Source organism: Paenibacillus liaoningensis (assembly GCF_059609455.1).
Genome location: NZ_JCAALU010000006.1, coordinates 64,165 through 76,775, shown reverse-complemented (window position 1 = coordinate 76,775; position 12,611 = coordinate 64,165). Strand labels below are relative to the sequence as shown.

Annotated in this window: 14 protein-coding genes; 13 read left to right on the top strand and 1 reads right to left on the bottom strand. The window is 49.0% G+C overall.

Translation table 11 applies throughout. From position 1 onward, the window contains the following. Positions 1-6 precede the first annotated feature (6 nt). From AC6B99_RS09920 to AC6B99_RS09905, 4 genes are all read left to right on the top strand, one after another. The gene (locus AC6B99_RS09920; RefSeq protein WP_056039911.1) at positions 7-1,152 is read left to right on the top strand and encodes an FtsW/RodA/SpoVE family cell cycle protein; all 1,146 of its coding nucleotides are present in this window, start codon (positions 7-9) and stop codon (positions 1,150-1,152) included. Positions 1,153-1,310: 158 nt separating this feature from the next. Next, the gene (locus AC6B99_RS09915) at positions 1,311-2,249 is read left to right on the top strand and encodes a peptidoglycan DD-metalloendopeptidase family protein (RefSeq protein WP_496663283.1); all 939 of its coding nucleotides are present in this window, start codon (positions 1,311-1,313) and stop codon (positions 2,247-2,249) included. After that, positions 2,242-3,123: a M50 family metallopeptidase gene (locus AC6B99_RS09910; RefSeq protein WP_056039915.1), complete on the top strand. Its 882-nt coding sequence runs from the start codon at positions 2,242-2,244 to the stop codon at positions 3,121-3,123. The genes AC6B99_RS09915 and AC6B99_RS09910 overlap by 8 nt, the downstream gene beginning before the upstream one ends. Positions 3,124-3,209: 86 nt before the next feature. Then, complete coding sequence (locus AC6B99_RS09905; protein WP_496663282.1) at positions 3,210-4,451, top strand: Rne/Rng family ribonuclease; 1,242 nt, start codon at positions 3,210-3,212, stop codon at positions 4,449-4,451. A 184-nt stretch (positions 4,452-4,635) separates the two neighbouring features. On the opposite strand, the gene AC6B99_RS09900 is transcribed toward AC6B99_RS09905, so the two are convergent. Continuing rightward, positions 4,636-5,499, bottom strand: a complete 864-nt coding sequence (locus AC6B99_RS09900; protein ID WP_496663281.1) for an AraC family transcriptional regulator — start codon at positions 5,497-5,499, stop codon at positions 4,636-4,638. Between the two features lie 357 nt (positions 5,500-5,856). Between AC6B99_RS09900 and rplU the strand changes: the two genes are divergently transcribed. The 9 genes from rplU to AC6B99_RS09855 all read left to right on the top strand — a co-directional run bounded on the left by rplU (position 5,857) and on the right by AC6B99_RS09855 (position 12,590). Further along, positions 5,857-6,168, top strand: coding sequence for a 50S ribosomal protein L21 (rplU, locus tag AC6B99_RS09895; protein WP_056039921.1), 312 nt, complete (start codon positions 5,857-5,859; stop codon positions 6,166-6,168). Positions 6,169-6,178: 10 nt separating this feature from the next. Further along, positions 6,179-6,514 carry a ribosomal-processing cysteine protease Prp gene (locus AC6B99_RS09890; RefSeq protein ID WP_494864027.1) on the top strand — a complete coding sequence of 112 codons (336 nt, stop codon included), beginning with the start codon at positions 6,179-6,181 and terminating at the stop codon, positions 6,512-6,514. Between the two features lie 14 nt (positions 6,515-6,528). After that, positions 6,529-6,840 carry a 50S ribosomal protein L27 gene (rpmA, locus tag AC6B99_RS09885; RefSeq protein ID WP_046229372.1) on the top strand — a complete coding sequence of 104 codons (312 nt, stop codon included), beginning with the start codon at positions 6,529-6,531 and terminating at the stop codon, positions 6,838-6,840. 126 nt (positions 6,841-6,966) lie between these two features. After that, positions 6,967-7,704, top strand: coding sequence for a Spo0B domain-containing protein (locus AC6B99_RS09880; RefSeq protein WP_494882783.1), 738 nt, complete (start codon positions 6,967-6,969; stop codon positions 7,702-7,704). 13 nt (positions 7,705-7,717) lie between these two features. Then, positions 7,718-9,037, top strand: coding sequence for a GTPase ObgE (gene obgE / locus AC6B99_RS09875; protein ID WP_496663280.1), 1,320 nt, complete (start codon positions 7,718-7,720; stop codon positions 9,035-9,037). A gap of 263 nt (positions 9,038-9,300) precedes the next feature. After that, a complete protein-coding gene (locus tag AC6B99_RS09870; RefSeq protein ID WP_496663279.1) occupies positions 9,301-9,828 on the top strand; it encodes a hypothetical protein in 528 nt (175 codons plus the stop codon). Between the two features lie 208 nt (positions 9,829-10,036). Next, on the top strand, positions 10,037-10,603 hold the full coding sequence (locus AC6B99_RS09865; RefSeq protein ID WP_494882787.1) for a hypothetical protein: 567 nt from the start codon (positions 10,037-10,039) through the stop codon (positions 10,601-10,603). A 217-nt stretch (positions 10,604-10,820) separates the two neighbouring features. Beyond that, positions 10,821-11,258 (top strand): ACT domain-containing protein, encoded by a 438-nt coding sequence (locus tag AC6B99_RS09860; protein WP_056039935.1) that lies wholly within the window; start codon positions 10,821-10,823, stop codon positions 11,256-11,258. A 45-nt stretch (positions 11,259-11,303) separates the two neighbouring features. Next, positions 11,304-12,590, top strand: coding sequence for a homoserine dehydrogenase (locus tag AC6B99_RS09855; RefSeq protein WP_494882789.1), 1,287 nt, complete (start codon positions 11,304-11,306; stop codon positions 12,588-12,590). Positions 12,591-12,611 lie beyond the last annotated feature (21 nt).

Sequence of the window (12,611 nt, the reverse complement as noted above, 5' to 3'; positions counted from 1 at the left end):
TGCCTTGTGCTAAATAAATTCAAAAAAATTGACTGGGGTATTATTGCAATCCTGGTTTGTCTGATGGTTATTAGTTTGTTTGTTATCCATAGTGCAACTTTTCATGATACGAATTATGCTGGTTCAGAAAATAAAATGATGATATTTTATGCAGTAGGCTTTTTTATTGCTATTTTTGCCGCATTGTTTGATTATCGTATTTTACTGAAAACCTGGCATATATTGTACGGATTTGGTGTTACATTGCTCATAATGGTATATTTCTTCGGCTCTGTCATCAATGGAGCGAAAGGCTGGTTTAAGCTCGGCAGTTTTTCCTTTCAACCGGCAGAGATCATGAAAATCTTTTTGATTATCGGTATTGCCTACATTATGGGAAGAAGAAAAGGCGATAGATTAGGCTTTTCTCAAGATTTATTACCGATAGCAGCCTTTTCCCTATTGCCGTTTGCGCTTGTAATGATGCAGCCCGATTTAGGAAATGCGATTATTTATTTGGTTATTGTGCTCGGAATGCTTTGGATTGGAAATGTTAAATATAAGCATGTTCTTGTAGGGCTTGCTGTCGTTGTCGGCGGTTTGATCTTGTTCATGACGCTGTTTAATATGTTCAATACGGAAATATATACTTATTTGAAAGAAAAAGAATTAACGCACTGGTATAATCGGATTAATACGTTTATGCATCCTGAGGAAGCATCTGCTGATGCAAGCTATCAATCCCAAAATGCTAAAATTGCAATAGGCTCCGGCGGGCTTACGGGGGATGGTTATCTTCAGGGCGAGATGAAAAATGGGAAGTTCATTCCTTACCCGTATTCGGATTCCATTTTTGCTGTCATCGGCGAGGAGTTTGGGTTTCAGGGGGCAGCTGTATTATTGCTGCTGTATTTCCTGCTCATTTATCGAATTATAATAATCGCCTTCAAATGTCATGATTTACGGGCATCCTATATGACGATAGGCATCGCATCGATGTTCGTATTCCAGATTTTCCAAAACATCGGCATGATGATCGGCCTAATGCCGATTACCGGCATCACGCTGCCATTCATCAGTTACGGCGGCACTTCACTGCTGCTGAATATGATTTGTATTGGTATCGTATTCAGTATAAAGGCCCATCAGGAAGTGTATGAGCTGGCTGAATAACCACATAAGCTGCTGCTTGGAAGGGCGCTGCCATTCTCTGTGAAGAGAAGGCGGCGTTCTTTTTCTTTTTGCCTGCTGGATTTGCATACTTGTCCGTGTTTCCTCATAAGGATGTAGAAGGAAACAAGCTCTCTGACAAGCGAGAGGGGGAGGAACGGATGATGGATACGAAGGAAGCGGTGCGTAAGCGCCGAGAAGAGAAAATTAGACGATTGATGGAGCAGCCCGTTCGGGATGGATTCATGCAAGAGCGGCTTTCAAGAGTGGAATACAGTGTGCCGGCTGTGCCGCCGTCCTATCCCGTGTTGGATGAGGAGGAGAGGGATCCGGAGAAATTGTGGAAAGAGAGCCCAAATCCTTGGGATGGCTGGACGCAGATACAGGATGATCAGCGAAGCCGGACGAGCCGTATCGATTATCGATACAGAAATGAGCCGGGAGAACCGCCGTATGCGGAACCGCCAAAAGGGGGACGACCACATCCATTTTTTCGTGAGCTGCGCTGGAAAATGATTGCGGCTGCTGTATTGTTCGCCGGCATATGGGGCTTATACCAGACCGATGAGGAGTGGTCATTGGAGAGCCGAACATATGTGGCACAGGCGCTTCATGATGAGCTGGATTTTGCAAGTGCGGCCAAATGGTATAAAGAAACGTTTGCAGGAGCGCCGACGTTTATTCCGATTTTTCAAGAGGAGCAGAAGGAGGCAACGGCTGCCGAAGGGACTGTCAAGCTGCCTATCGTTGCTCCGCTTGAGGGCGGTGCTATCGTACGTACATTTGCCGAGCTGCTGAATGGTGTTGAGCTTGCAGGGTCATCGGAGGAAGCGGTAAATGCGGTGGAAACGGGCAGAGTGCTTGTAGTCTCGGAGCCATCGGATGATGGAGTAACCGTCGTAGTTCAGCATGCGGATGAACGAGTCAGCGTATATGGCAAGCTAGGATATGCATCGGTTGGCGTGAATGATTGGGTGGAAGCGGGCGACCAGATCGGGAGCCTGCGCAGAGCAAGCGGCGAGGAGCCGAGCCTGCTTTATTTTGCAATTAAGCAAAACGACCGCTATATTGATCCGGTAAGCGTGATCCCGCTTGGTTAAATGGAGGGGCATTCGCTGGTCGGTGCATCCGTTGTTTGTGCTGGTAATGGCGGCCTCGGTATTAACAGGTTATTTTGTCGAGCTGTTTACCTTGTTTTCAATCGTTATTGTCCATGAAGCTGGTCATGTGCTGGTAGCGCGTTATTTCGGCTGGCATATTCGTGAAGTTAAGCTGCTGCCTTTCGGCGGTGTGGCTGAAGTGGAGGATGCGGGCAGCCTGCCAGCAGGAGAGGATGCACTCGTAGCGATAGCCGGACCGCTGCAAAATGTATGGATGGGACTAGCTGCCTGGGGTTTCGGCCAGTTGGGGCTGTGGGATTCCGAATGGTCGGCCTATGTCGTTAATGCCAATATGATGATTGGCTTATTCAATTTATTGCCGATTTATCCGCTTGATGGCGGGAAGCTGCTGCAGGCTGCCCTTAGCTATAGCTTGAGCTTTTACAGCGTCATGCGCTGGACGGCACGCATCAGCCTTGTGCTCAGCAGCTTGATGATCAGCGTTTCACTGCTGGGGCTGCTGCGTCCCGGCGGCGGTATTCAAATGAATCTGCTCGTCATTGGAACGTTTCTGTTTATGACGAACTGGACCTATAATCGGAGCATCCCGTATTTATTCCTTCGCTTTCTCATGCATCGCGACCAGGTAGCCATCCGTAAAATGGCGCAAGGCGTGCTTGCCAGCCCTATCGTGGTGGATGGCAGGCACTCTGCGGTTTATGCCGTTCGTTTGCTGTGGCGCGAGCGGTATCACCTGTTTTATATAATGGAGCGCGGCTCCAGCATAGCCAGGGTGGCTCCGGAGCAGCGTATTGTGGACCGTTATTTGCTTGAGCGCAACCCGAACCGGCCTGTTATTGAGCTGCTGCCTTAAGGAATCCAAAAACAGATAAGGAACTGTCGCCGCGACTTGTGTTAATATAAAAGAAAACGTGAGAGCTGGCGGGTGATGTTTGAGAGATGAAGCAAATGTTGATGCACAGTGATGGAGAAATGCTTCAAACAGCTGTTTTGCAGGATGGCCGGCTCATGGAATTTTTTATGGAACGGTCGGAGAAAAGCGGCCTCGTAGGCAATGTCTACAAAGGGCGTGTCATTAACGTATTGCCTGGCATGCAGGCGGCATTCGTAGATATTGGCCTTGGCAAAAATGCTTTTCTTTATATAGATGATTTATTGCATCCCAATTTGGAAAAGCAGCCAGAAACGAAACCCTCGATTGAAGAGCTCGTTCGGCCAGGTCAAGAGCTTATTGTACAGGTGATGAAGGAGCCGCTTGGCGGCAAGGGGGCCAGGGTGACGACCCATTTTACATTGCCGGGGCGCTGGCTGGTACTCATGCCGCAGGCTGGATATGTAGGCGTTTCGAGAAAAATTGCTGCCGACAGCGAGCGTGCCAGACTGCGCAATGTTGGCGAACAGCTGCTGCAAGGCGAGGAAGGCATCATCCTTAGGACAGCGGCCTCGGGAGAAACCGAGCAGTCGCTTGCCGCTGATGTTGCCCAGCTTCGCGCTAACTGGGAACGTATAATAACCCAGGCAGAGGTAGCCAAAGCACCAATGGGCCTTCATATGGAAGCCGGGCTGCTGCGGCGAATTGTCCGCGATACGCTGGATATGGAAGTGGAAGAGGTATGGATTGATGATGCATCCCGTCTGCAGGAAGCAGCTGCGCTGCTGAGGGAAATGACACCCCAGCTCGAGAAACGGCTCAAGCTGTATGACAAGAATGCCTCGCTTGCGCTTTTTGACGTTTTTGACGTCACTAGGCAGGTCCATGAAGCATTCCAGCCGAATATTCGGCTCGCAAGCGGCGGCTCTCTCATATGGGGAGAGACGGAAGCTTTAACTGTTATTGATGTGAATACGGGCAAATTTACAGGTGCTACGAATTTAGAAGATACGGTTTTCCGCACGAATTTAGAGGCGGCTGATGAGATTGCCCGGCTGCTGCGGCTGCGTGATGTGGGCGGCATCATTATTATCGATTTTATCGATATGGAAAACGAACCAAACCGCGAGCGGATTATGGCGCGCCTGAATGAATGGGCGAGGCGGGACCGGACAAAATGCTCGGTCGTTGGCTGGACAAGGCTAGGGCTTATGGAAGTGACCCGCAAAAAGGCGCGGGAGGGTGCGGCGGGCCAGCTGACAGAGCGCTGCCCGTGCTGCGGAGGAAGCGGCAGGAAGTCGCAGGCTTAAGCATGAAATAACATTATGAAGATGGTATGTGCAAATGAAGAAAGCGACCACTGAAGGGCCTCCCCTCCAGTGGTCGCTTTTGTTGATTTCAGCAGGCTGAAGCTAATTTGGTTGTTCACCTGCAAGTATAACGCGCAATGACTAGTTCGCGCGGTGACTAGTGATTCGCATCATTGTGAGCGGATCATTTTTTCATAATCGGAATCCACACTTCGCAGTGGTAGTCCTCAGCGCAAGTATCGCCTTCGAAATAAACCTCCAGCTCCGGGCCTCCAGAATGCTCATAGCCAGTTGCGGGAAACCATTCCTGGAATATCCGGCGGAATACGTTTTGAAGCGAATCCGGCAGAGGACCGGTCGAAGTGAATATGGCCCATGTAGCCGCAGGAACGGTGCGGGCAGTATATTTCTTTTCAGAATCAGCTTCATCAGGCGTCACTTTAGTGGCAATCATATAGGTAAAGGTTTCTTTATCGGGCTGGCCGTCCAGGCAGACACCGATAATAGCCCCGTCTCCTTTGGAGTACAGCTCGGCGGGCGCGTCGCTATGGTTGAATGCCTCCCATAGTTTAGGGATGTCGATGAAATTTTGTCCGTTCTTACAGCTTACTTCATAGGACAAGCCGACAATTTGAAAAGCTTCTTTTTCCACGATCCGATAATCCATGTCCTTGTCTCCTTTCAATGATAGCTGGAATGAAATGCGGGGGAAGGCTTTCAATGAAACGCCTAGTGCTCTCGCTTCCGACGGCGAAATGCCATGAATGCGGCGAAACGCCTTGGAAAATGATTCTGGGGAATCATAGCCGTATTTTAAAGCAACATCTACGACTTTAATGGCGCTTGACGTCAGCTCCTGTGCCGCGAGTGTTAGCTTGCGCCTGCGAATATATTCCGCTACCGTCATTCCCGTCAGCATGTGGAACATCCGCTGAAAATGGAATGGCGATACATAGGCGGCTTTGGCGATTTCGGTGATGTCGAGGCGCTCCTCCATTTTTTGCTCCATGAGGTCGAGCGCATCTTTCATTCGAAGTATGGCATCCATGCCGCAAAACCTTCCTTTGCTTTTAAATGGTAGCATGAACGATGAGCCGTCTGCCTGTCATTGCGTGCTCGCCTCAGACAGATGCTTTTGCATAAAAAGCGTTCGATAAGACTGGCCTCATTATACAAAATTAAAATTATTGGGACAATGAAGCGGGAGAAATCGTTTTATTGCTAGACATTTGCGGAGAAAGGAGGTTGCTTGATTCTATTTTGTATGCTAAAATGTTCAAGTATGTCTGATTGTTGTATACAGCGGACTTGCAGATACCGCTCCGATCGGGTACAAGCAATAGCAGCCCATGCTGCCATTCACCTGGATTAGGCGAGTCTTCGACAATAAGGAGGTGCACTCACAATGTTCGCAATTATCGAAACTGGCGGCAAGCAATACAAAGTTCAGGAAGGCGATGTGCTTTTCATCGAAAAACTGAACGCCAATGCAGGCGAAAGCGTAACGTTTGATCGCGTGTTGGCTGTATCCGGTGCTGACGGTCTTGTAACTGGTACTCCAGTTATTTCCGGCGCTACTGTTTCTGCTACTGTTGAAAAACAAGGCAGAGGCCAAAAGATCATCGTTTACAAATACAAAGCCAAAAAGAACTACCGTCGTAAGCAAGGTCATCGTCAACCGTACACAAAAGTAACGATCGGCAAAATCCAAGCGTAAGAGGATTATTATGATCACGGTTACGATTGTACGAAATGCTGACAAGCGGATTACATCGTTTAAGATTAAAGGTCATGCAAAGTATGCGAAGCTCGGCAAAGACATTGTCTGCGCTGGCGTATCGGCTGTATCAGTCGGTACGGTCAATTCGATTGAAGCTCTGGCAGAGGTGAAGCTTCCTTATGCAATGGACAATGGATGGTTATCATCGGATATTCCGGTTTTAGCTGATCAGGAAACCGCTCTTAAGGTGCAGCTGCTGCTGGAGTCGATGATCGTGATGCTTAATACGATTGCAGAGTCCTACGGAAAATATGTTGTGATTAAACAACAATCTCTTGAATGAGGGAGGGAAATCTCATGTTGAAACTGAATCTTCAGCTTTTCGCTTCGAAGAAAGGTGTAGGTTCCACAAAGAACGGACGTGACAGTCAATCGAAGCGTCTTGGCGCTAAACGTGCTGACGGTCAAACCGTATCTGCTGGAAGCATCTTGTTCCGCCAACGCGGAACAAAAATTCACCCAGGAACTAACGTAGGCATCGGCAAAGACGATACGCTTTATGCGAAAGTCGAAGGCGTTGTGAAGTTTGAGCGTTGGGGACGCGATCGCAAAAAAGTGAGCGTGTATCCAGTGGACCTGGCTCCAGTAGCCGCAGCAGTAGAAGCATAATAGCAGCAAATGCCCCGGCCTCGCGTGTAGGCCGGGGCATTTGCTGCTTAAAGACCTATCGGCTAATGCAGCGACATGTTATACTGAATTAGCTGGGAAACATGCGGAAGAAAGTGGGATCAATGAATGGATCGCATTAAATCGGCAAAGCACATCGCGGCTTTTTCTATTGTGCTTCCGGCTGTGGCTATGCTTGTATGGCCTTCGTCAGTCTGGCTGCTTGTGCTTTTCATGCTTTGGTTTGCGGCTGTTGCAGCCATCTGGATTCGCTCGGAGCGGCGTGAGCACGCGAAGCAGCTCGCGCTTACGATACACAGCCTGCAGGCCGCGGGGATGAGGACGCTTAACCATCATCGGCATGACTGGATGAACGACCTGCAAGTGCTATATGGCTACACACGGATGCAGAAACCGGATAAAACGGTGGAATATGTGGAGAAAATAAGGGCAAAGATGCTTACGGAGAGCCAAATTTCAAAGCTTGGGGAGCCAGCGCTCGTCAGCTACATCCAGGGCTTTCGTACACTGACAAGCTCGCTTGAGCTGAAGGTGGACATTGAGCAGGATTTGAATTTAGTTGAGCTGCCGCTTGCCAGCACCGAAATCTCCGAAGCATTAATTGGCATAATGAATGGCTATCGTCTGGCGGTTAAGCCTGGTTTTGGCGAAGTCGCCGTACTTACGCTGGCACTGGATTGGGACGGGCAGCAGCTCCACGTTGCTTTCGATCTGGAAGGCGAGCTAATTGACGAGCAACAATTGAAGGATCAAATAAAACAGCAGTTGAAAGGCGCGACTCTGCAGGCGGTCGATATTGAACATCCGCAGGAGGAAATACGGCTTAAGGCGGAAAAGCGCGCTTGAACGGGGGCACAACATGTTTGTCGATAAAGCGAAAATATTTGTAAAAGGCGGCAACGGCGGCGACGGCATCGTCTCCTATCGTCGTGAGAAATACGTACCGGAGGGCGGACCTGCCGGTGGCGATGGCGGTAAAGGCGGAAATATTATTTTCCGTGTAGATGAAGGCTTGCGCACGCTGATGGATTTCCGCTATCAGAAGCATTTTAAAGGCGAGCGCGGCGAGCGCGGCAAAGTGAAGAGCATGCATGGTGCAGGTGCGGATGATATGATCGTACGCATTCCTCCCGGCACGATCATTATTGACGATGACTCGCAGGAAATCATTGCCGACATGACACGCCATGGCCAGGAAATTATTGTAGCAAAGGGCGGACGCGGCGGACGCGGCAATACAAGGTTTGCAACGATTAACAACCCGGCTCCGGATATTGCCGAGACGGGTGAAGAAGGCCAAGAGCGCTGGATTGTGCTTGAGCTTAAGGTAATGGCAGACGTAGGTCTAGTCGGATTCCCAAGCGTAGGCAAGTCCACCTTGCTGTCGGTCGTATCCGGGGCCAAGCCGAAAATCGGCGCGTATCATTTTACAACGCTAACGCCGAATTTAGGGGTTGTAGACGTTGGCGATGACCGCAGCTTCGTAATGGCGGATTTACCGGGATTAATCGAAGGCGCGCATGAGGGCGTAGGTCTGGGGCATGAGTTTTTACGCCATGTCGAGCGTACTCGCGTAATCATCCACGTGCTGGATATGTCCGGCTCTGAGGGGCGCGATCCGTTTGAGGATTGGCTGCAAATCAATGAAGAGCTGGTGCTCTACAATGAGAAGCTGGCCGACCGTCCGCAAATTATTGCGGCTAACAAGATGGATATGCCGGAAGCGGCCGAGCATTTGGAGATGTTCAAGCAGCAGCTGGAGGAAGTGCGCGGCGAGAAGGAATACCTTATTGTGCCGATGTCTTCTTTGACGAAGCAGGGTGTTCAGGAGCTGTTGTACAAGGCGATGGATACGCTGGAGTCGGTTCCAGATGATTTGGAAATCGAAGAAGTGAAGGATGTTACCGAGCGTAAGGTGTTTACGTTCGAGAAACGCGAGGAATCCAGCTATACGATTCGCAAGGAGAACGAGCTGTACGTTGTCGAGAGCGAAAGCATCGAGAAATATTTGAAGCGTATGAAGGTTACTTCGTATGACTCGGTCATGCGTTTTGCCCAAATTATGCGGAAAATGGGTGTGGATGCAGCGCTGCGCAAGCATGGCGCCAAAGATGGCGACACGGTGCAAATCGGCGATTTCACCTTTGAATTTTTCGAAGGCAGCGACTATATGGCTTAATCGAATATTGGCACAAGGAGACGGCGCAAGCCGTCTTTTTTTGTGCACATTGAGCTGTATTTTCAGAAATTGGCGCTAAAGCTGTTACAACCTGCTCAAAAAGGTGTAATAGCTATACAGAGCAACATATTGATTCGGCGTAAATGAGGCATATGCAAGTAGAGAAAAGTGTTGGGAGGTATGCTGAATCAGTAGAATGCATGGCTTAGGCAGCAGAAGCTGCGATGCCAAGGAAAATAGCAGTTGAAGGGATGTTAAACGTAATGAAAAGAAGCAAAGTACTCTCCTTAATTACAATGGTGAGTATTTCCGTATGGCTTGGAGCTTGCAGCGAGGAGGCGGGGGATGGAGGGAGCAGTGCCCCAGCTTCAGTGGACCAGACATGGCCCGAGATGGCAGCAGCCGATCCGCAAGAAGCGCTTTCGGAGCCGGAGGCAGACGAGCTGCCAGAGAGCAGTGAACCGTCATCGGCTATTGCGAGACCGGCTGATCTGCCAAGCGATTTTCCGATTCCCGATGATGCTGTTTTCATGACTTCCTCGAAATCGGTAAATGAGGGCAAAAAAGTGATATTGTTCAATTTTACGACGAAAAAGTCGATGGATGAGCTAGCTGACCTTTATCAAGCTTATGCGATAGATAAAAAGCTGGAAGACGGCAGTGTGACGTTTGCAGATTCGAAGCTTATGATTGAGGGCTCAATCGATAAAACAGATTCCATTTGGCTGTTGGGTACGACACTTTCAGAAGCCGGCGTTTCACAAATTACGGTGACCTGGTCGGAAAATTGACTGCGTTGAGCCTCAGCTACGAGGACTGGCTGAAACCGCGTCATTGATATATTTGGAAATGGTGAATGCTGGCCGTCTCCTGCTTTATGTGGTAATATTGCTTTTGCTCGCCATTAATGAGCTTAACGATTTTATTGTCATGCTTATTTTAAACAGGAAGCTGCTGCTGTCATGAAGATTTTCATATGAAATGAGAGGATGTTAAAACATGAAAAAAAATAGATGGTTTTCTTTATTGTCTGTTGTTATTATAGCGGGTGTCGTAAGCGCCTGCGGCAATAATGCTGCTGGTGGAACCAATACAGCTCCACAGGAAACAGCGAGCGTAGCGCCGGGAAATACAGCGGAAAGCGCAAGCCCTGGAGCGGAAGCGACGCCAAGCGATGCTGCTGCATCACCAGCTCCTTCAGATGAGGGAAAGACAGAAACAAAGGGTGACGGAGAATCGTCTGCAAGTGCAAGACCCGATTATTTGCCTGCCGATTTCCCGATTCCCGATGATGCGGTTATTACAAATTCGACTGAAAATATCGATAACGGCAAAAAATCGGTTTTGCTTGTTTTCAAGACGAAGGAAGACTTCGCCAAGCTAGGCCAATCCTATAAAGATTATGTAAATGAAAAAGGGCTGGAGGACGGCGCCCAGACGATCGATGATAAAAATATTATTATTCAAGGAACGATTTCCGGCTCCGAATTTATTTCAATCATCGGCGGTAAACTAGCTTCAGAAGAAGGAGTTTCCGAGCTGACTGTAAGTTGGACAGAGCAGTAGACCGCGCTGCATGCGAGCCAGACGCTTTGCCGTGATAACGGCCCGTTATATGTAATTGAATCCGTTCCCTGCGAAGCTTGTCTTTGCAGGGAACGTTTTTTTTTGAATACTATTCCCGTTTAAAAGCGGATTATCATTTAAACCTATTGCCCCAGCCTTATGATTCCGCTATAATGTCCTTTATAGAAGAACAAATGTCTTTTTAGGGGGGACGGAAGTGACGCAGCGGTATTTTGCTGTACGGGAGGATATGCTGCCGGAAGCCATTCTCAAGACATTGCAGGTAAAGGAAATGCTTGCCAGAGGCGAAGCGGCAACGGTGCATGAGGCAGCCGAGAAGGCGAACCTGAGCAGGAGCGCTTTTTATAAGTATAAGGATGGCGTTTATGCGATGCATCAGATTAACCGTGAGCGGCTGGTGACGATTTCTATGGAGCTGGAGCATCGTTCGGGCGTGCTGTCAAAGGTGCTGTCGCTCGTGGCGACGCATGAAGGCAATGTGCTGACTATGAACCAAAGCATTCCCCTGCAAGGACTTGCCCATGTGGTCATTTCAGTTGACGTTTCCCAGCTCAGCGGGGATTTGGACTCTTTAATGGATGTTATTCGCAGCCAGCAGGGCGTACGTAAAGCCGCCGTAATCGGGCAAGGCTGATGAAATAGAACGTTATATTATTGAAGGATAAATGGAGGGAATCATATGAAACCAATTAAAGTAGGTTTGTTAGGGCTTGGAACAGTAGGAACAGGTGTCGTCCGCATCGTGGAAGGACATCAGGAGGATCTGCAAAGCCAGACCGGTTCGGCAATTGAAATTGCGAAGGTGCTGGTCAGCAACAAAAGCAAAGCGCGCGACATTTCGATCGACCCGTCCAAGCTGACAGAGGACCCTTGGGAAATTATCCACAATCCGGACATTGATGTGATCGTCGAAGTAATGGGTGGAATTGAACAGACGAAGCAATATATTATTGAAGCTTTATCGCGCGGCAAGCATGTAGTGACTGCCAATAAAGATTTGATGGCGCTGCATGGAACGGAAATACTGGCTGTTGCTCAGGAGTACGGCTGCGATGTGCTTTATGAAGCGAGCGTAGCTGGCGGCATTCCGATTATCCGCACTTTAATCGAAGGCTTCTCCTCCGACCGGATAACTAAAATTATGGGTATCGTTAACGGCACGACGAACTATATTTTGACGAAGATGAGCCAGGAAGGCGCTTCGTACTCCGATGTGCTTAAGGAAGCCCAAGCGCTCGGCTATGCGGAGTCCGATCCGACCTCTGACGTTGAGGGACTGGATGCTGCGCGCAAAATGACGATTTTGGCGACGCTTGGCTTCCGTGCCAATGTGGCCTTGGATGATGTATCCGTTCAAGGGATTTCATCGGTCAGCCGTGAAGACATCCAATATGCGAAGCGCCTGGGCTATGAGCTTAAGCTGCTTGGCATCGCAGAGCGTCAAGATGACGAATTCAGCATTAGCGTACAGCCAACGATGGTTAAGCATTCGCATCCTATCGCGTCAGTCAATGGCGTATTCAACGCCGTATATGTTCATGGCGAAGCGGTTGGAGAAACGATGTTTTATGGTCCGGGCGCTGGCGGCATGCCTACGGCTACCTCGATTGTTGCCGATCTCGTTGCCGTTGTGAAAAACTTGAAGCTTGGCGTTAACGGCAAGCAAAATATTATGACCTATAAGGAGAAGAAGCTCAAAACCGATGAGCAAATCTCCTCAAAATATTTCCTGCTTCTCCATGTAGCAGATCGCGCAGGCGTGCTAGCGCGCATTACTCAAGTATTTGCAGACTTTGAGGTAAGCTTGGAATCGGTTCTGCAACAGCCGAATCCTGTCAATCCAGAGGCGGAAATTATCGTCATTACGCATGATGCGAATAAAGCAGCGATGCAGAAGGTATTGCAAACCTTTGAAGAGCTGGATGTTATCCGCAAGGTGAAAAGCGTGTATCGCGTTGAAGGTTAAGCCAACACTAGCAATCGAAGG